Source organism: Streptomyces sp. STR69 (assembly GCF_024519455.1).
GTDB lineage: Bacteria > Actinomycetota > Actinomycetes > Streptomycetales > Streptomycetaceae > Streptomyces.
In genome coordinates this window covers 503,586-522,982 of record NZ_JALJRY010000001.1, presented here as the reverse complement: position 1 = coordinate 522,982, position 19,397 = coordinate 503,586, and the positions used below count along the sequence as shown (strand labels likewise).

At 69.9% G+C, this 19,397-nt stretch carries 17 protein-coding genes; 13 read left to right on the top strand and 4 right to left on the bottom strand.

What is annotated here, in order from left to right; translation table 11 throughout:
• Window positions 1–146 precede the first annotated feature (146 nt).
• The 4 genes from OC490_RS02455 to OC490_RS02440 all read left to right on the top strand — a co-directional run bounded on the left by OC490_RS02455 (window position 147) and on the right by OC490_RS02440 (window position 4,938).
• On the top strand, window positions 147–1,457 hold the full coding sequence (locus tag OC490_RS02455) for a DUF6716 putative glycosyltransferase (RefSeq protein WP_262056055.1): 1,311 nt from the start codon (window positions 147–149) through the stop codon (window positions 1,455–1,457).
• Window positions 1,458–1,534: 77 nt separating this feature from the next.
• Complete coding sequence (locus OC490_RS02450) at window positions 1,535–2,836, top strand: N-acylneuraminate cytidylyltransferase (protein ID WP_262056308.1); 1,302 nt, start codon at window positions 1,535–1,537, stop codon at window positions 2,834–2,836.
• A 14-nt stretch (window positions 2,837–2,850) separates the two neighbouring features.
• Window positions 2,851–3,789 (top strand): N-acetylneuraminate synthase family protein, encoded by a 939-nt coding sequence (locus OC490_RS02445; RefSeq protein WP_262056054.1) that lies wholly within the window; start codon window positions 2,851–2,853, stop codon window positions 3,787–3,789.
• A gap of 60 nt (window positions 3,790–3,849) precedes the next feature.
• Window positions 3,850–4,938: a hypothetical protein gene (locus OC490_RS02440; protein WP_262056053.1), complete on the top strand. Its 1,089-nt coding sequence runs from the start codon at window positions 3,850–3,852 to the stop codon at window positions 4,936–4,938.
• Between the two features lie 57 nt (window positions 4,939–4,995).
• Here the strand turns inward: OC490_RS02440 and OC490_RS02435 are convergent, their stop codons facing one another.
• On the bottom strand, window positions 4,996–5,679 hold the full coding sequence (locus tag OC490_RS02435; RefSeq protein WP_262056052.1) for a class I SAM-dependent methyltransferase: 684 nt from the start codon (window positions 5,677–5,679) through the stop codon (window positions 4,996–4,998).
• 251 nt (window positions 5,680–5,930) lie between these two features.
• Between OC490_RS02435 and OC490_RS02430 the strand changes: the two genes are divergently transcribed.
• From OC490_RS02430 to OC490_RS02395, 8 genes are all read left to right on the top strand, one after another.
• Window positions 5,931–7,160 (top strand): amidohydrolase, encoded by a 1,230-nt coding sequence (locus tag OC490_RS02430; protein ID WP_262056051.1) that lies wholly within the window; start codon window positions 5,931–5,933, stop codon window positions 7,158–7,160.
• 276 nt (window positions 7,161–7,436) lie between these two features.
• Entirely contained in the window at window positions 7,437–8,477 is a 1,041-nt protein-coding gene (locus tag OC490_RS02425) for a BMP family protein (RefSeq protein ID WP_262056307.1), read from the top strand.
• Window positions 8,478–8,882: 405 nt separating this feature from the next.
• Complete coding sequence (locus OC490_RS02420) at window positions 8,883–9,944, top strand: BMP family protein (RefSeq protein WP_262056050.1); 1,062 nt, start codon at window positions 8,883–8,885, stop codon at window positions 9,942–9,944.
• 225 nt (window positions 9,945–10,169) lie between these two features.
• On the top strand, window positions 10,170–11,894 hold the full coding sequence (locus OC490_RS02415; protein WP_410098519.1) for an ABC transporter ATP-binding protein: 1,725 nt from the start codon (window positions 10,170–10,172) through the stop codon (window positions 11,892–11,894).
• Window positions 11,891–13,018 (top strand): ABC transporter permease, encoded by a 1,128-nt coding sequence (locus tag OC490_RS02410; protein ID WP_262056049.1) that lies wholly within the window; start codon window positions 11,891–11,893, stop codon window positions 13,016–13,018. Before OC490_RS02415 ends, OC490_RS02410 begins: the two co-directional genes overlap by 4 nt.
• Window positions 13,015–14,277, top strand: coding sequence for an ABC transporter permease (locus OC490_RS02405; RefSeq protein WP_262056048.1), 1,263 nt, complete (start codon window positions 13,015–13,017; stop codon window positions 14,275–14,277). Before OC490_RS02410 ends, OC490_RS02405 begins: the two co-directional genes overlap by 4 nt.
• The gene (locus tag OC490_RS02400) at window positions 14,274–14,684 is read left to right on the top strand and encodes a cytidine deaminase (protein WP_262056047.1); all 411 of its coding nucleotides are present in this window, start codon (window positions 14,274–14,276) and stop codon (window positions 14,682–14,684) included. The genes OC490_RS02405 and OC490_RS02400 overlap by 4 nt, the downstream gene beginning before the upstream one ends.
• Before the next feature lie 97 nt (window positions 14,685–14,781).
• Window positions 14,782–16,059, top strand: coding sequence for a thymidine phosphorylase (locus OC490_RS02395; protein WP_262056305.1), 1,278 nt, complete (start codon window positions 14,782–14,784; stop codon window positions 16,057–16,059).
• Window positions 16,060–16,128: 69 nt separating this feature from the next.
• On the opposite strand, the gene OC490_RS02390 is transcribed toward OC490_RS02395, so the two are convergent.
• Window positions 16,129–16,851, bottom strand: coding sequence for an alpha/beta hydrolase (locus tag OC490_RS02390; protein WP_262056046.1), 723 nt, complete (start codon window positions 16,849–16,851; stop codon window positions 16,129–16,131).
• A 232-nt stretch (window positions 16,852–17,083) separates the two neighbouring features.
• Complete coding sequence (locus OC490_RS02385) at window positions 17,084–18,004, bottom strand: AEC family transporter (RefSeq protein ID WP_262056045.1); 921 nt, start codon at window positions 18,002–18,004, stop codon at window positions 17,084–17,086.
• Between the two features lie 139 nt (window positions 18,005–18,143).
• On the opposite strand from OC490_RS02385, the gene OC490_RS02380 reads away from it, so the two are divergent.
• Complete coding sequence (locus OC490_RS02380; RefSeq protein ID WP_262056044.1) at window positions 18,144–18,494, top strand: STAS domain-containing protein; 351 nt, start codon at window positions 18,144–18,146, stop codon at window positions 18,492–18,494.
• Here OC490_RS02380 and OC490_RS02375 read toward each other — a convergent pair.
• Window positions 18,378–19,394, bottom strand: coding sequence for a sigma-70 family RNA polymerase sigma factor (locus OC490_RS02375; protein ID WP_262056043.1), 1,017 nt, complete (start codon window positions 19,392–19,394; stop codon window positions 18,378–18,380). The genes OC490_RS02380 and OC490_RS02375 overlap by 117 nt on opposite strands.
• Window positions 19,395–19,397 lie beyond the last annotated feature (3 nt).

The following is a 19,397-nucleotide window of genomic DNA, read 5'->3' as shown; positions in this document are numbered from 1 at the left end:
TTGGATGAACGGCGCGTGGCGAACCTATGAAGCGGCCAGGTTTTCGCGCCGCGGGCGCCCTGATTCGCCATTCAGCGGTGTGCTGTTAACCGTCTGTTGCCTTCTGGTTGGGCCGAACAACGGAATCGCTTCCTAGCGTCTTCGGTGTGCCAGCAAGTGCAACGCAGACCCTGCGAGTAGCCGTCCTCGCGGATTCCGACACCCGGTGGAAATGGGGCTCGCTCACCGCGAACCGCATCGCTCCGCCGAATTCGGACATCTCTTTGGACGGATACCTCCTGCGGGGTCGTGCCACCCCAACAGCCCGCCAGCTGAAGGAAGTCGGCGTCACCGCGGACTCCCTCCGCGAGGTGACCGCCGTCGAGTTCCTGCGCGCCATGGAACAGGAGTCGTACGACATCCTCGTTCTCTCCCTCGTGGGCGGCGGGGTCCAGGCGATGCTGCACGGCCTGGCACGGACCTGGCACGGACGCGCCGAGCGGCCCGTCGTCGTCACCGGCTACGTCGGAGTCGTATACGAGAAGCTCGCCGACGGCCTGCTACTGCGGCACGGCGCGGACCTCGTCCTCGCCAACTCCCGTCAGGACGCGGACCGTTTCCGCGAGGTCTACGACGGGGTCGGCGCCGACTCCTCGGCGGTCACCGAGGTCGCCCTGCCGTTCCTCGGCGGGGACGCCTACACCGGTGAGCACGACCCGTACACGGTCGTCTTCGCGGTGCAGCCCTCGGTGCCGGACAACCGCAGGGACCGCAACTACCTGCTCGACCGGGCCATCCAGCACGCACGGTTCCACCCGAACCGCGAGGTGCTGCTCAAGCTGCGCTCCAAGCCCGGCGAACACACCACGCACATCGAGGAGTTGCCCTACCAGAAGCTGGTCCAGGGCAAGGACCTGCCCGCCAACTTCAGCCTGGTGTACGGGCACATGGGCGAGGTGCTCGACCGCACCGACCTCCTGGTGACCATCAGCTCGACGGCCGCCCTGGAGTCCCTGCACCGCCGTATCCCCACCGTCGTGCTGACCGACCTCGGCATTCGCGAGGGGCTCGGCAACCACCACTTCGTGGGCTCCGGGTGCCTCGCCTCCTGGGAGCAGCTCGACGCCGGGTACAAGCCGGTGCCGGACGCGGAGTGGGTGGCCCGGCAGGGGGTGCTGGCCGACGGCTCCTACGAGACGGCCTTCGACGCGGCCCGGGAGCGCATCGCCAAGCTCCTGGCCGGCGGCGACATGCCCGCCCTCACCCCCTACTACACGCCCGAGACCGCCCCCGGCTATCTGCCCGGCATCCTCGCCCGCCACCACCTCGGCCCGGACGGCACCCCGCTGCCCGGCGCCCCGGCCGCCGACAAGGCGCCGGGACCCGTCCGGCAGATCGTGCGCCGGGCCGCGCGCGGCGCCTACCGCCACGGCGTGCAGCGCGTGGCGCCCGTCATCCGCCGGATGGGGGAGCTGTGAACGCCAGAGCCGCGAACGCCACAGCCGCGCACACCAAGACTTCCGCTCAAGGAGCACATCCCATGGGAGTAGAGCCCATGTCCAACTCGCAAGCAGGTCAAGGCGCTTCGGTGCGCCGGGTGCTCGCGGTGATCCCCGCGCGCGGCGGCTCCAAGGGCGTCCCCGCCAAGAACCTCGCCCCCGTCGGCGGAGTGCCGCTGGTGGCCCGCGCCGTGCGCGAGTGCCGCGCCAGCCGACTGGTCACCGACGTGGTGGTCTCCACCGACGACCAGGCCATCGCCGCCGCGGCCCGCCAGGCCGGCGCCGAGGTCGTGCTGCGCCCCGCCGCCATCGCCGGCGACACGGCGACCTCCGAGGCTGCCGTCCTGCACGCGATGGACGCCCATGAGGCGCTGCACGGCGCGGCCGTCGACGTGGTCCTGCTCGTGCAGTGCACCAGCCCCTTCATCGTCCGCGAGGACGTCGACGGCATCGTCAACGCGATCGTCGCGAACGGCGCCGACACCGCGCACACCGTCGCCCCCTTCCACGGCTTCGTGTGGCGCGACGCGGACGACGAGGCCACCACGGTCGTCGAGCCGACGCGGACCGGTGAGCTGGGGGGCGCCACGAAGGTCGCCAACCCGCCCGTCACCAGCGGCGGTTACGGCGTCAACCACGACAAGTCCTTCCGCCCGCGCCGCCAGGACCGCCCCCAGGACTTCCTGGAGACCGGCGCCGTCTACGGCATGGACGCGGCCGGCTTCCGCAAGGTCGGCCACCGCTTCTTCGGCCGTACGGAACTCGTACGGACCGACCCCGCCCGGGTGTTGGAGATCGACGATCCCCACGAGCTGGCGCGGGCACGGGCGTTGGCCCCGCTGTTCGACGCGGACCGCCCCGGTTCGCTCCCGACCGCAGACGACATCGACGCGGTCGTACTCGACTTCGACGGCACCCAGACCGACGACAGGGTGCTGATCGATTCCGACGGACGGGAGTTCGTCTCCGTGCACCGCGGAGACGGCCTCGGCATCGCGGCGCTGCGCAAGACCGGCCTGAAGATGCTGATCCTGTCCTCGGAGCAGAACCCGGTCGTCGCCGCCCGGGCCCGGAAGCTCCAACTCCCGGTCCTGCACGGCATCGACCGGAAGGACCTCGCACTCAAGCAGTGGTGCGAGGAGCAGGGCATCGCGCCGGAGCGCGTGCTCTACGTCGGCAACGACGTCAACGACCTCCCGTGCTTCGCCCTCGTGGGCTGGCCCGTGGCGGTCGCGAGCGCCCACGACGTCGTACGCGGCGCCGCACGCGCGGTCACCACCGTGCCCGGTGGCGACGGCGCTGTCCGAGAGATCGCCAGCTGGATCCTCGGCCCCTCTCTCGATTCCCTCACCAAGTAAGGAAACCCGCTGTCATGAGCAACAACTCCCGTCTGCGCCAGTTCGGTTCGAAGACCGCAGGCCCCGGCCACCCCGTCTACGTCGTCGGCGAGATCGGCATCAACCACAACGGTGAGCTGGAGAACGCCTTCAAGCTGATCGACGCCGCCGCCGAGGCCGGCTGCGACGCCGTCAAGTTCCAGAAGCGCACCCCGGAGATCTGCACCCCGCGCGACCAGTGGGACATCGAGCGGGACACCCCCTGGGGCCGCATGACCTACATCGACTACCGCCACCGTGTGGAGTTCGGCGAGGACGAGTACCGCCAGATCGACGACTACGCCAAGAGCAAGAACATCGACTGGTTCGCCTCCCCGTGGGACACCGAGGCCGTCGCCTTCCTGGAGAAGTTCGACGTCCCGGCCCACAAGGTCGCCTCCGCGTCCCTCACGGACGACGAGCTCCTGCGCTCGCTCCGCGCGACCGGCCGCACGGTCATCCTCTCCACCGGCATGTCGACGCCGAAGCAGATCCGCCACGCGGTCGAGGTCCTCGGCTCGGACAACATCCTGATGTGCCACGCCACTTCGACCTACCCGGCGCAGGCCGAGGAGCTCAACCTCCGCGTCATCAACACCCTCCAGGCCGAGTACCCCAACGTCCCGATCGGCTACTCCGGCCACGAGACGGGCCTGCAGACCACCCTCGCCGCGGTCGCCCTGGGCGCCACGTTCGTCGAGCGTCACATCACCCTCGACCGCGCCATGTGGGGCTCGGACCAGGCCGCCTCCGTCGAGCCGCAGGGCCTGACCCGCCTCGTCCGCGACATCCGCACCATCGAGGCCTCCCTCGGCGACGGCGTCAAGAAGGTCTACGACTCGGAGCTCGGCCCGATGAAGAAGCTGCGCCGCGTCAACGGCGTGGTCGCCGAGGCGGAGATCGCCGCGGCGGCGGGCGAGCCGGTCTCGGTCTGAGGCTGAGCCATTAAGCGCCAGCGCCAGCGTCACTTACGGTCACGGGACGGTCGTACGACAATGAGCCCCCACGCCGGCAAAGCCGGCCTCACCCCCCACACTCTCGCGTTCGTGGAGAGTCCGGTACAGCTGCTGAACGTGCTGGAGTGGGCGCACCTCCGTGCGCCCCGGGCCGAGGAGGCACCCGGCGGGGGGCTCACCCTCGTGGTCCTGTCGCCGACCGACCCGATGACCCGCGGCCAGCTGCGCCGCATGGCCGACCTCGCCCGCGACGAGGGCCACACCGTGCGCTGGGAGGAGGCGCGGGGCGGACCCGCGGCCCCCTTCCAGACCATCGGCGGCCTGACCCGACTCCTCCGCAAGGCGGACCGGATCGTCATGGGCGACCCGTTCTCGCGGTACGTGCAGTTGCTGCTGACGATCACCAGGGCACGCGACCTGGTGGTGGTCGACGACGGCACGGCGACAATGGAGTTCGTAGCCCAACTGGCCAGCGGCGAACGCCTGGTGCGCTGGCACCGCAAGGGCGGCCGACCGGGCCCTCGCGACCTGATCTTCGCCCCGGTGTCGTCCTCGGCCCGCCGCCGCCTGACCCCCAGCCCCCGCCGCAAGGTGGAGATCTTCTCCTCCATGCCGATCGAGGAGACTCCCGAGGGCGTCACGATCACGGCGAACGAGTTCGCCTGGACCCGCGCCACCTTCGGCCCGCCCCGCATCACGAAGGGCGCCGACATGGTCGGCACGTCCCTCGTCGAGACGGGCGTGGTGGACGCCGACCGCTACGTGGAGGCCGTCACCGCCCTCGCCAAGACCCACGGCGCGACGCGGTACTTCGCCCATCGGAGGGAAAGCACCGAGAAGCTGCACCGGTTGGCGGTCGAGACGGGCCTGGAGATCGTCCGCCCGGACCTTCCACTGGAGTTGATCGCCCGCCGGGGGCCGATCGGCCGTACGGTCCTGAGCTTTCCCTCGACGGTCGTGCACACCTTGCCGCTGGCCCTGGTCGGTACGGAGGTCCGGGTCGCGGTCTGCGACATCGACCCCGCCTGGCTGACGGAGAACGCCTCGCCTCGGGCACAGGGGTTCCTGTCGGGGGTCACGGGGACGGCGAAGGACGTGCATCGGTTGTCGGCGGTCACGGCGGCGTAGGGCGGGGGCGGGGGGTGGGGATCAGGCCGCCTCGGGGTCCGTTTCCTGAGGCGCCCCCTACCCAGCCGCCTCCCCAGGCTTGTGAGCCAGCGCGAAAGCCCGCCCCCACTTCTGCGTCCCCCGTGGCTCCATCCGGACCTGTGCGTCCAGGGTCAGGTCCGCCCCGGTGAGGAAACCGGCCACCTCCGCCGGAGTGCGGAAGTAGTAGTCGAGCGAGATGTCCAGGCCGTAGCGCTCCGTCATGTGGATGTGTTCGCCTTCCGAGGCCTGGAAGGCGAGGAGGATCTGGCCGCCCGGTCGTAGGGCCCTGCGGAACTCCTCGAAGACGCCGGGTAGTTCGGTGTCCGGGATGTGGATCGTGGAGTAGAGGGCGATGATGCCGCCCAGTGTCGCGTCCGGTACGTCCAGGGACGTCATCGAGCCGACCTCGAACCGGAGTTGGGGATGTGCCTCGCGGGCCAGCGCCACCATGTGCGGGGAGATGTCGATGCCGAAGGCCGGGAGGCCGAGGGCGTTCAGGCGTGCCGTCACATAGCCGGGGCCGCTGCCCACGTCGGCCACCGGGGCCTCGGGCGCCGCCGCGCGGACGAGGTCGGCGAAGGCGGTCAGCACGGCTGTTTCGAGGGGGCCGTCGCCGAGGCCGTCGGGGTGTTCCGCGCTGTACGCGGGGGCGATCGCGTCGTAGGAGGAACGGGTGGCCTCTATGAAATCCGCGGGTGCGTCCGCGTTCGAGTCGGTCACGTCGGCGGACCCTACCAAGGTCACACCGTGTAGCCGTAGCGTCGCGTGGTGGTGAGGATTCCGCGATACGGACGGTTCAAGCTGTGCTGTGGTGAGGCGTGGTATCCCAGAAGAAGCGGGAAGCGTACCCATCTCCGCGAGCAGCTATGCGGCCGACGGTCAGATTTTCTTCGACTAACGGGTTGAACTTTTGTTGATCGAGGGTCAGTTGACCACCCGGGCGCCCTACCCTTCAGAGGGTGAAGCAATTGATGTCACCAGAGTCCGAGGCGGAGTCCGAGGCAGAATCCGTCGGGAATGTGCTTCCGGGCACCCTGCCGGAGGCCCTGCGGGCCGAACTCGTCGCGTTCCGCCGGGACTTGCACATGCATCCCGAGCTGGGCAATCAGGAGTTCCGGACCACCGCCGCGATCAAGGCCCGGCTGGAACAGGCCGGTCTCGAACCGCGTGTTCTCGCCATCGGGACCGGCCTCGTCTGTGACATCGGGCCGCGCGACAGCGGCGTACCCGTGCTCGCGCTGCGCGCCGACATCGACGCCCTGCCCATCCCGGACACGAAGAGTGACTGCGCGTACCGCTCCACCGTGCCCGACCGCGCCCACGCCTGCGGCCACGACGTGCACACCACCGTGGTGCTGGGCGCCGGTCTCGTGCTGGCCCGGCTGCACGAGCAGGGGCTGCTGCCCCGGCCGGTGCGGCTGCTCTTCCAGCCCGCCGAGGAGATCCTGCCCGGCGGTGCCGCCGACGCCATCGAGTGCGGGGTGCTGGAGGGAGTGGGGCGGATCATCGCCGTGCACTGCGATCCCAAGGTGGACAGCGGGAAGATCGGGTTGCGGGTGGGGCCCATCACCTCCGCCTGCGATCGGCTCGAAGTCTCCCTCGACGGGCCGGGCGGGCACACGGCCCGGCCGCATCTCACCACCGACCTGGTGACCGCCGCCGCCCGGGTCGCCACCGACGTGCCCGCGCTCGTCGCCCGCCGGATGGACGCGCGGAGCGGGGTCTCCGTGACCTGGGGGCGGATCGAGTCCGGCCACGCGCCCAACGTCATCCCGCAGCACGCCGAGCTGTCGGGCACCGTACGGTGTCTCGATCTCGACGCGTGGCGGCGGGCGCCCGACATCGTGCACGCGGCGATCGACGAGGTCGCCGGGCTGCACCGGGCCAAGACCGTGATCAACTACGTGCGCGGGGTGCCGCCCGTCGTCAACGACGCGCTCGTCACCGAGCTGCTGCGGGATGCCATGGTCGCGCGCCGGGGCCCGCTCTCCGTCGAGGACACCGAGCAGAGCCTGGGCGGCGAGGACTTCTCCTGGTATCTGGAGCACGTGCCGGGCGCCATGGCCCGGCTGGGCGTGCGCACACCGGGGGAGCGGACCGTACGGGATCTCCACCAGGGCGACTTCGACGCCGACGAGTCCGCGATCACGGCCGGCGTGGAGCTGTTCACCGCCGCCGCCCTGATCAACGCGGCACTCTGACCGGGAGGGGGCGGTAGGGGTGCCCGTTCGGTACCCCTACGTCCCCTTGTGTCACCCGGGTGTAACCACCGGCGCGTGAACGTAACGCGGCGGCGGCACGATCCGGTAACGGCACGGAGAAACCCCGTTCCCCTCCTCGTCTACGCGCGTTACTGTGCGCGGAAATCGCCACAGTGGCGGCGGCTTGGGGAAGCGGTCCGATAACGGTGCCGTGGGGACGAAGGAGTGCTTGCTGTGCGTCAGACATCTCGGAGGACGAAGTTCTCCCAAGCAGCGGTGGCCGTCACGGTCATCGCCCTCGCGGCCACCGCCTGCGGTAGCTCCAGCAAGGATGCCGACAAGGCCACCGACAGTTCGTCGTCCTCGTCCGGCAAGTACACCGGCAAGGGCATCGGCCTCGCCTACGACGTCGGCGGCAAGGGCGACCAGTCCTTCAACGACGCGGCCTACGCCGGTTTCCAGAAGGCCGAGAAGGAGTTCAACATCTCCGGCCGCGACATCGAGCCGCAGGACAACGAGTCCGACGCGGACAAGGTGCAGCGCCTGGAGAGCCTCGCCACGGCCGGCTACAACCCGGTCATCGGCGTCGGCTTCGCCTACGCCCCCGCCGTCAAGGAGGCCGCCGCGAAGTTCCCGAACATCACGTTCGGCATCATCGACGACGAGCAGGACAAGGCCGCCAACGTGGCCGACCTCGTCTTCCACGAGGAGCAGTCCTCCTACCTCGCGGGCGTCGCCGCGGCCAAGGCGACCAAGAAGAACCACATCGGCTTCATCGGCGGCGTGGACGTCCCCCTCATCCACAAGTTTGAAGCGGGCTTCGACCAGGGCGCCAAGTCCGTCAACCCGAGCATCAAGATCGAGTCGCAGTACCTGACGCAGACCGCGGCCCAGGGTGGCTTCTCCAGCCCCGACAAGGGCAAGGACGCGGCGAGCGGCCAGATCGACGCGGGCGCGGACGTCATCTACGCCGCCGCCGGTCTCTCCGGCCAGGGCGTCATCTCCGAGGCCTCCGCCAAGGGCATCTGGGCCATCGGCGTGGACTCCGACCAGTACGAGCAGGCGGCGCTGGCCAAGTACAAGGACGCCATCCTCGGCTCGGCGCTCAAGAACGTCGGCGGCGCCGTCTACGACCTGGTGAAGTCCGTGTACGAGGGCAAGCCCAAGACCGGTGTCGTCCGCTACGGCCTCGACAACGACGGCGTCGGCTTCTCCGACACCAACCCGAAGTACAAGGCCATGACGGCCGCCGTCGCCGCGGTGGACAAGGCGAAGGCGGACATCATCGCCGGCAAGATCACCGTCAACACGAAGTAGTACGAAGCTCCGCGACGAGGGCGTTTGACTACGCCCTCCGGGCATCGTTGCAGCCTGGCGCCCCTAGGCCCGGGGCGTCGATCTCCCGTCTGCCGCGCGACGCCTGGCACGCACGCTCGCCGCGTTGCCGGACCGCCCACGTGGCTCCGCCACGAGGACGCTCCGGCGCCTTGCGATCGCACGCACCAGACGCCGCGCGGCCCGCCCTCCGGGCGGACGACGGGAGATCGACGCCCCGGGCCTGCCTCCCGCAAGGGGCGCCAGGCTGTCCGTACGCTGGCCACCATCTGTGGCCACAGCTCTATAACGGACCGGACAGATGGGGTTTTCCGTCTGGTCTACGCGCGTTACGCTGCGGCGGAACCAGCGCCTGGTTTGGGCGCTTGCACGAAGGAGTCTCGTTCCATGCGCCGGGTGTCCCGAATCGCGGTTGCAGGCGTTGCAACCGCAGCTCTTGCAGTAACCGTCTCCGCCTGCGGCAGCTCGTCCAGCGAGTCCAGCTCCAGCAGCTCCAGCAGTGCCGGCACGTCCAAGGGCATTGGTCTTGCCTACGACGTCGGCGGCAAGGGCGACCAGTCCTTCAACGACGCCGCCTACGCGGGTCTGGTGAAGGCCGAGAAGGACTTCGGCGTCAGCGGCCGTGACGTCGAGCCGCAGGACAACGAGTCCGACGCGGACAAGGTGCAGCGCCTGGAGACCCTCGCCAGGTCCGGCTACAACCCGGTGATCGGTGTCGGCTTCGCCTACGCCCCCGCCGTCAAGGAAGCCGCCGCGAAGTTCCCGAAGATCACCTTCGGCATCATCGACGACAACACCATCACGGCCGCCAACGTCGCCGACATGGTCTTCCACGAGGAGCAGTCCTCCTACCTGGCCGGCGTCACCGCCGCGCTGACCACGAAGTCCAACACCGTCGGCTTCATCGGCGGCGTGGACGTGCCGCTGATCCACAAGTTCGCGGCGGGCTTCGAGCAGGGCGTCAAGGACACCAAGAAGGGCGTCACGGTCAAGACGCAGTACCTGACCCAGACCGCCGCCCAGGGTGGCTTCTCCAGCCCCGACAAGGGCGAGGCCGCGGCCGAAGGCCAGATCGAGGCCGGCGCGGACGTCGTCTACGCGGCCGCCGGTCTCTCCGGCCAGGGCGTCATCAAGGCCGCCGCCGCGCACAAGGTGTGGGCGATCGGTGTCGACTCCGACCAGTACAACCAGGCCGCGCTGGCCAAGTACAAGCCGTACATCCTCACCTCGGCCCTGAAGAACGTCGCGGGCGCGGTGTACGACCTCTCCAAGTCCGTCATCAAGGACAAGAAGCCGCTGAGCGGCGAGATCCGCGGCTCGCTGAGCAACGGCGGCGTCGGCCTGGCCGACTCCAACCCGACCTTCAAGGACAACGCCACCCTGCAGGCCGCCCTCACGAAGGCCGAGGCGGGCATCAAGGACGGCACGATCAAGGTCAAGACCTCTTGAACCGTAGGTTCTAGGCCAGTCACGACCATGGCCAAAAGAGCGCTGTAATGACAGCGTTACGGCCACGGAACGGGGTGTGGGGAGGATGTCTCCCCGCGCCCCGTTCGCGCGGCAGAATGCTCGGAACGGATCGGATGCCAGACAAAAACCGATCAGGTCCGGGCACTATTTAAAGCAGGGGCGCTACGCGCGTAGAGAGGCCCCTTTCCACAAGGAGAGTTCGCCATCGACGCGTCCAGCAACCCTCCACTCGGCGATCGGTCGACGATCGCGGTCGAGCTGGTGGGGATCACCAAGCGCTTCCCGGGTGTCGTCGCCAACAGCGACATCCGCTTCAGTGTCCGCAAAGGCACCGTGCACGCCCTCGTCGGCGAGAACGGCGCAGGCAAGTCGACCCTGATGAAGATCCTCTACGGCATGCAGAAGCCGGACGAGGGCACCATCTCCGTCGACGGCGAGCAGGTCACCTTCTCCTCGCCGGCCGATGCCATCGCCCGCGGCATCGGCATGGTCCACCAGCACTTCATGCTCGCCGACAACCTCACCGTCCTGGAGAACGTCGTCCTGGGCAGCGAGAAGCTGCACGGCATCGGCGGCGGCGCCCGCAAGAAGATCAAGGAGATCTCCGACCGCTACGGCCTGAACGTCCGCCCGGACCTTCTCGTCGAGAGCCTCGGAGTCGCCGAGCGCCAGCGCGTGGAGATCCTCAAGGTCCTCTACCGCGGCGCCCGCACCCTGATCCTGGACGAGCCCACCGCCGTCCTGGTCCCGCAGGAGGTCGACGCCCTCTTCAGCAACCTGCGCGAGCTGAAGTCCGAGGGCCTCGCCGTCATCTTCATCTCGCACAAGCTGGGCGAGGTCCTGTCCGTCGCCGACGAGATCACCGTCATCCGGCGCGGCACCACCGTCGGCACCGCCGTCCCCTCCGCGACGACCCCCCGCCAGCTCGCCGAGATGATGGTCGGCAGCGAACTCCCCACCCCGGAGACCGCCGAGTCCACGGTCACCGACCAGCCCGTCATCGAGGTCAAGGGCCTCACCGTCTACGCGAGCGGTGGCGCCTCCCTCGGCCCCGCGGCCGAGCCCGCGGCCGGCGGACTGCTCGGCGACGCGGCCGTCGGCGGTGACGCCAAGCGCGTCCTGGACGACGTCACCTTCACCATCCACGCCGGTGAGGTCATGGGCATCGCAGGCGTCGAGGGCAACGGCCAGACCGAGCTCATCGACGCGCTGATCGGCCTGAAGAACGCCGACTCCGGCACCATCTCCTTCCTCGGCGAGGACATCACGCCCTGGGCCACCCGCAGGCGCCGCGAGCACGGCATCGGCTACATCCCCGAGGACCGCCACCGCCACGGCCTCCTCCTGGAAGCCCCGCTCTGGGAGAACCGCATCCTCGGCCACGTCACCGAGAAGCCCAACGCGAAGGGCGTCTGGCTCGACATCAAGGGCGCCCAGGCCGACACCCGCCGGATCGTCGAGGAGTACGACGTCCGGACCCCCGGCATCGACGTCACCGCCGCCTCCCTGTCCGGCGGCAACCAGCAGAAGCTGATCGTCGGCCGCGAGATGAGCCACACGCCGAAGTTCCTGATCGCCGCCCACCCCACCCGCGGTGTGGACGTCGGCGCGCAGGCCGCGATCTGGGACCACGTCCGCGCGGCCCGCCGCGAGGGCCTGGCCGTGCTGCTGATCTCCGCCGACCTGGACGAGCTGATCGGCCTGTCGGACACCCTGCGCGTGATCTACGACGGCAGGCTGGTCGCCGACGCCGACCCGGCCACCGTCACACCCGAGGAACTCGGCTCGGCCATGACCGGCGCCGTGTCCGGTCACCTCGAACACGTCGAGGAAGAAGCAGACGGCGCGGTGAGCACCGTAGAAAACGGCGCGGACAGCACCGTAGAAAACACGGACGACACCGCCGCCCCGGAGGACGAGGCCCGATGAAGAAGTTCGACAAGGAGCGCGTGCTCCTCGCCGTGGCCGGCCCGGTCATGGCGCTGGTCGCCGCGATCCTGCTGACCTCGGTCGTGCTGCTCGCCTCGGGGAAGAACCCGATCGAGCCGTACAACCTGATGCTCCAGCAGATCGGGTACTCCGACGTCCAGGTGCTGATCATCAACCAGGCGTCGATGTACTACATCGCCGCCCTGGCGGTCGCCCTCGGCTTCCGGATGAACCTGTTCAACATCGGTGTCGACGGCCAGTACCGCCTCGGCGCCGTGATGACCGCGGTCGTCGGCGCGCACGTCGGCCTGCCGGCCGTCCTCCAGGTGCCGCTGCTGCTCCTGGTCGCCATCCTCACCGGCGCCTTCTGGGCCGGGATCGCGGGTGTCCTCAAGGTCACCCGAGGGGTCAGCGAGGTCGTCGCCACGATCATGCTCAACGCGATCGCCACCAGCCTGATCCTCTACCTCACGCAGACGAACACGTGGGGCGTGCAGGTCGGCAACAACATGACGACCGGCATCATGAAGAAGTCCGGCTGGATCCCGGGCATCGACATGGGCTCGGACGTCGGCGAGATCTACGGCCTGGTCTTCCTCGCCGCGATCATGGGCGTCCTGTACTGGCTCGTCCTCAACCGCACCCGCTTCGGCTTCGACCTGCGCGCCACCGGCGAGTCCGAGTCCGCCGCCGCGGCCTCCGGCGTCGACGCCAAGCGCATGACGCTCACCGCGATGCTGATCTCCGGCGGTGTCGCGGGCCTGGCCGGTCTGCCGCTGCTGCTCGGCGACAGCCACACCTACAGCCTCACGTTCCCCGAGGGCCTGGGCTTCACCGCGATCGGCATCGCCCTCCTCGGCCGCAACAACCCCGGCGGCATCGCTCTCGCCGCCCTCCTCTGGGCCTTCCTCGACAAGGCGTCTCCCGCCCTGGACTACGCGACCCCGGTCGCGTACCAGAAGGAGATCGCGACGATCATGCAGGGCCTGATCGTCTTCGCGGTCGTCATCTCGTACGAGGTCGTCCGCACCTGGGGCCTGCGCCGCCAGCAGAGCCGCGTCGGTGCCGAACTCGCCGCCGCCGCCCGGAACAACTCCGAGAAGAAGGAGGTGGCGGCCCGATGAGTACCGCGACCATCGCCAAGCCGCAGGCGCAGCAGCCCGGCAAGGGCGGCCGCCGTTTCTCGCTCCCCGTGCTCCTGCTCGTCATCGCGGGCGCGCTGATCCTCACCTCGATCGTCCGCCTGATCACCGGCGCGGACGGCATCACGTCAACTGGCCAGATGTCCACGGCCCTGCGCGCCGCCGTGCCGATCGGTCTCGCCGGTCTCGGCGGCCTCTGGGCCGAGCGCGCGGGTGTCGTCAACATCGGCCTCGAAGGCATGATGATCCTCGGCACCTGGTTCGGCGCCTGGGCCGGCTACCAGTGGGGCCCGTGGGTCGGCATCGTCTTCGGCATCATCGGCGGCTGCCTCGGCGCGCTGCTGCACGCCATCGCGACGGTGACGTTCAACGTCAACCACATCGTCTCCGGTGTCGCCATCAACATCCTGGCGCTCGGCACCACCCGTTATCTGTCGAAGTTCACCTTCGCCGACACCGAGCAGGGCTCCGCGAAGCAGTCCCCGCCGATCGACTCCCTGGGCACCTTCGACATCCCGGGCCTGTCCACCTGGCTGGACAAGCTCAACGAGAAGCACTGGTTCCTGCTCTCGGACATCGCGGGCCTGATCGGCGGTCTGATCACCGACCTCTCCCCGCTCACCGTCATCGCGGTGGCCCTCGTCCCGGTCACCTGGTGGGTCCTGTGGCGCACCGCCTTCGGCCTGCGCCTGCGCTCCTGCGGTGAGAACCCGGTGGCCGCCGAGTCCCTCGGCGTCAACGTCTACAAGTACAAGTACCTCGCCGTGATCATCTCCGGCGGCTTCGCCGGCCTCGGCGGCGCCTTCCTGTCGATCGTCGCGTCCAACGTCTACCTCGACGGCCAGACCGGCGGCCGGGGCTACATCGGCCTCGCCTCGATGATCTTCGGCAACTGGATGCCGGGCGGACTCGCCCTCGGCGCGGGCCTGTTCGGCTACACCGACAGCCTCAACCTGCGCGGCGGCTCCACCAACGTGCACGCGCTGATCCTGCTGCTCGGCTTCCTGCTGGTCGCGGGCTGCGCCTACATGGTCTGGAAGAAGCGGTACGTCCCCGCCGTCGTCACCGCCGTCCTCGGCGCCCTGATGTTCGTCTGGTACGCCACCACCGACTCCGTCCCGACCCAACTGGTCGGCGCCAGCCCGTACATCGTCACCCTGCTGGTGCTCTCGCTGTCCGCACAGCATCTGCGGATGCCGAAGGCGGACGGCCTGCCGTACCGGAAGGGACAGGGCAAGTGACCTCTCCCGCCGCCGAGTTCGCCGTCGACTGGGACGGGCTGCGCGCGGAGGCGCGGGAGGCCATGTCCCACGCCTACGCGCCGTACTCGGGCTACCCCGTCGGGGTCGCCGCCCGGGTCGACGACGGCCGCACGGTCTCCGGCTGCAACGTGGAGAACGCGTCGTACGGCCTCGGCCTGTGCGCGGAGTGCGGGCTCGTGTCCGACCTCCAGCGCACCGGCGGCGGCCGGCTGACGCACTTCACCTGCGTCGACGGCAAGGGCGACATCCTCGTCCCGTGCGGTCGCTGCCGCCAGTTGCTGTACGAGTTCGGCGGTCCCGGTCTGCTGGTGGAGACACCGGCGGGCATCCTGCCGCTCTCGGAGATGCTCCCGCAGGCCTTCGGGCCGGACCATCTCACCAGGTAACTCCCGTACGGCCCCGCCGAGTTGTTCCATGTCCTTCGGCGGGGCCGCACATTTTCTGAACGTTCGGAAGGAAAGCCAAGCCATGGCGCAAGTCTCGATGGACGCCATCTCCGTCATCCGCACCAAGCGGGACCGCGGTGAACTGAGCGACGAGCAGATCGACTGGGTCATCGACGCGTACACCCGCGGAGAGGTGGCCGACTACCAGATGGCCGCCCTCAACATGGCGATCCTCCTCAACGGCATGAACCGTTCCGAGATCGCCCGCTGGACCGCCGCGATGATCGCCTCCGGCGAGCGCATGGACTTCTCGTCCCTCTCCCGCCCGACCGCCGACAAGCACTCCACGGGCGGCGTCGGCGACAAGATCACCCTCCCGCTGGCCCCGCTGGTCGCCGCCTGCGGCGCGGCCGTCCCGCAGCTCTCCGGCCGCGGCCTCGGCCACACCGGCGGCACCCTCGACAAGCTGGAGTCGATCCCCGGCTGGCGCGCGCTGCTCTCCAACGAGGAGATGCTCTCCGTACTGGAGGGCACCGGCGCGGTCATCTGCGCGGCGGGCGACGGCCTGGCCCCCGCCGACAAGAAGCTGTACGCCCTCCGTGACGTCACCGGCACGGTGGAGGCGATCCCGCTGATCGCCTCGTCCATCATGTCGAAGAAGATCGCCGAGGGCACGGGCTCCCTGGTCCTGGACGTGAAGGTCGGCACCGGCGCGTTCATGAAGACGATCGAGGACGCGCGTGAACTGGCGTCCACGATGGTGGGGTTGGGCACCGACCACGGCGTGAAGACGGTCGCGCTGCTGACGGACATGTCGACCCCCCTCGGCCTGACGGCCGGCAACGCCCTCGAAGTCCGGGAATCCGTCGAGGTGTTGGCGGGCGGCGGCCCCTCCGACGTCGTCGAACTGACCATCGCCCTGGCCCGCGAGATGCTCGACGCGGCCGGCATCAAGGACGCCGATCCGGCGAAGGCGCTGGCGGACGGTTCGGCGATGGACGTCTGGCGCCGGATGATCGCGGCCCAGGGCGGCGACCCGGACGCGGAGTTGCCGGTGGCACGCGAGCAGCACGTGGTGAAGGCCTCGGCCTCCGGCGTCCTCACCCGCCTCGACGCCTACGACATCGGCATCGCCGCCTGGCGCCTCGGCGCGGGGCGTGCCCGCAAGGAGGACCCGGTGCAGGCGGGCGCGGGAGTGGAGATGCACGCCAAGCCGGGCGACGTGGTGACAGCGGGCCAGCCCCTGCTGACCCTGCACACCGACACCCCGGAGCGCTTCGGGTACGCCCTGGAGGCGGTCGAGGGCTCGTACGACATCGGCGCCGAGGGCACCACGTTCACGGCTTCGCCGGTGGTGCTGGAGCGCATTGCCTGATCGAGGGCGGGGGAGGGGAGGGGCCGGACTTTCAAGTCCCGGCCCCTCCTGCCTACTTGGGGCCCGGCCCTACATCAGATGCCGGCCGTAGAACCGGAACGCGTCCTCCGACTCGAACCACGGAGTGCCCGTGTGGCCGCCCATGTTGGCGTGCAGGGTCTTCTCCCGGGTGCCGAAGGCGTCGAACAGGTCCAGGGCCCGCTGCCGGGGGTTTCCTTCGTCGTCCCACTGGAGCAGGAGCAGCAGCGGGACGGTGACCTGCTTGGCCTCTTCGCGCTGGGCGCGGGGAACATAGCCCCCGGCGAAGAAACCGGCCGCCGTGATGCGCGGCTCGGTCACCGCGAGGCGGATGCCGAGGGCGGTCCACCCCGAGTAGCCGACCGGGCCGCCGACCTCCGGCAGCGCGAGGACGGCGTCCAGGGTGGTCAGCCATTCCGGGGCGGCGTTCTCGACCAGCGGGCCGACCAGGGACTCGAAGATCTCGTCGGTCGGCTCACCGGCCCGCATCGCCCGGCCGAGGTCGGCGCGGAGCTGTACGTCGGCGGCGGAACGGGGACGGTCGCCGCAGCCTGCGGCGTCGATGGTGACCGCCGCGTAGCCGGCCGCCGCGGTGGCCCGGGCCCGGGCCACCAGCCGGGGCTGTGCCTTGGGCAGGCCGTTGTTGTGGGCGATGAGGATCAGCGGGGCAGGTGCGGTGGAGTCGGGTGTCCACAGGGTGCCGGGGATCTCGCCGAGGGTGAATTCGCGTTCGAGGACGCCGTCGTCGAGGCGCTGCTCGGAGGTGAACTGCATGGTCGTGCCTTTCGGGAGAGCTCAGAACGGCGCTCCCGGACGACCTATCGCCCGACCGTGACCCCGGAGGAGAGCACCCATGTCGTTGATGTGTTCACGGGTACCACCTCCTCGTTCTCTCGCACGGCCTCGGGAAAGGTAGCAGCGGCCGTCCACGGCCCGCCAACGGGTTTTTCGCGGCGGTTCTCCGGCGGTTTCGCGGCGGCTCTCCGGTCGGCCGGGACCGGCCCGGCTACCCCAGCAGCGCCGCGATCACCACCAGCACAGGCACCGACAGAATCGTCGACAGCAGGATCGAGTCCCGGGCCAGCCCCTCGCCCACGCGATAGCGGCTCGCGTACGTGTACAGGTTCTGCGCACCGGGCAGCGCCGACGTCACCACCACGTCGAGCAGCGCCGCCCCGTGCAGGCCGAACACCCCCACCGCCAGCACCCAGGCGATCGCCGGCTGCCCCACCGACTTCAGGGCGACCGACAGCAGCACGGGCCACCGCTCGACACCGCGCGCCGGCACCGCACTTCCGCGCAGCGAGATGCCGAAGCCGAGCAGTACGGCCGGTACCGCCATGTTGCCGATCAGGGTGAGCGGATCCATCACCGGGCCCGGGAGGTGCACGCCGGACGCGGCCACCGCGACCCCGGCGAGGGAGCCGACCGCGATCGGATTGCGCACGGGGGTGAGCAGCCGCAGCCACCGGGGGTCCTTCTCGCCCCGGTCCGACAGGTCGAGGATCGTGAGGGCGAGGGGGCTGACCACGACGAGCTGGAACAGCATCACCGGTGCCACCAGCGAGGCGTTGCCCAGGACGTACACCGAGATCGGGATGCCGAGGTTGCCGGAGTTGACGTAGCTGGAACAGAGCGCGCCGATCGTCGTACGGCCCACACCCCAGCCGCGGGCCACCCCCACCGCCACGAACACGCCCGCCACCGCCGCCGTGCTCAGCACCGTCACGAGCAGCCAGCTGGAGAACACCACCGAGAGGTCGGCCCGCGCGAGGGTGGTGAACAGCAGGGCCGGGGAGGCCACGTTGAAGGCCAGCCTGGTCAGTACGTCACGGCCGTTCTCGCCGAGGGAACCGCGCAGGCCGAGCAGATAGCCGACGGCGATGACGACACCGATGACCGCGAACCCGGTCAACACCCCCTGCACGGCGCCTCCTCGGCGGTTTCGGCGCGCGGGAGGGCGTCGGGTATCCAGGGCGGGGCTGATCCGTGGGGCATACAGCAAACCTAGGCGGTGGCTCCCGATGAGTTACGACCGCCCACCCGGTCTACCGATCGTGGACGCCATGACACCCGCTGTACTCGTGCCGAACCGCCCCGTCACCCGTGACGAGGTGGCGCGGCTCTGCGACGAGGTGTGGCGGCTGCTGGAGACGACCGGTGCCGGGGTGGTGCTCGTCGTGGTCGAGACCGTGGGGCCCGGGCCGCCGGGGCTCGGTACCGTCGATCTCCTGGCCCGCCTCGAACTGACCGCCCGGCGGGCCGGTGGCCGGATCAGGCTCCGCGGGCCCAGCCCCGGACTACGCGCCCTCCTCGATCTGGTCGGGCTCCGCTTCGAGATGGAGGGGCAGGTCGAACAGCGGGAACCAGCGCTCGGTGTCCAGGAAGAAGTGGAACCCGGTGAGCCTGCCGTCTGAGATCTCCAGGACCTGCACCGACCAGGGGCTGAAGCCGCCCGCCTCCGGGTCCGGCTTGTACTGGGCGAAGCCCGGCAGGCCGTTCACCTCCACCGGGATCAGGCGCGAACCCTCGCAGGCGGCGCCGATCGTCGTCATGAAGCCCGTGATGTCGTCGTGGCCGGTCAGCCACAGGTCGAACGGCGGCATCGTCATGATGGCGTCCTCGTGCAGCAGCGCCGTCAGGGCCGCCATGTCGTAGCCCTCGAAGGCCGCGACATACCGCTCCAGAAGCTTCTTCTGCTCGTCGTCGAGCGGGTCGGAGACGGCCGCGTCGGCGGCCTTCTCGTCCCGCTCGGCGAGGGTGGCGCGGGCCCGCTGCAGCGCGCTGTTGACCGACGCGACCGAGGTACCGAGCAACTCGGCGACCTCGTTGGCCCGCCAGGCCAGCACCTCGCGCAGGATCAGCACCGCCCTTTGTTTGGGCGGCAGTTGCTGCAGGGCGGCCATGAACGCGAGCCGGACCGACTCCTTGGCGACCGCGGCCTCCGCCGGGTCGAGGACCGACGGCAGCACGCGCGCGTCCGGCATCGGCTCCAGCCAGGTGTTGTCCGGGCGGGGCGACAGCGCGGCCTGGGCGAGCGGGGTGGAGTCGCTGAGGTCGACGGGACGCGCCCGCTTGTTGCCCGCGGACAGCATGTCCAGGCAGACGTTGGTCGCGATCCGGTACAGCCAGGACCGCAGACTGGACCGCCCCTCGAACTTCTCGTAACTCCGCCAGGCGCGGACCATCGTGTCCTGCACCGCGTCCTCTGCCTCGAAGGAGGAGCCGAGCATGCGGTAGCAGTACCCGGTCAGCTCGACGCGGTGTTTCTCCAGCCTGATGTCGAGGTCCGTCGTAGTCACAGTGCTGTCCGTCATGGT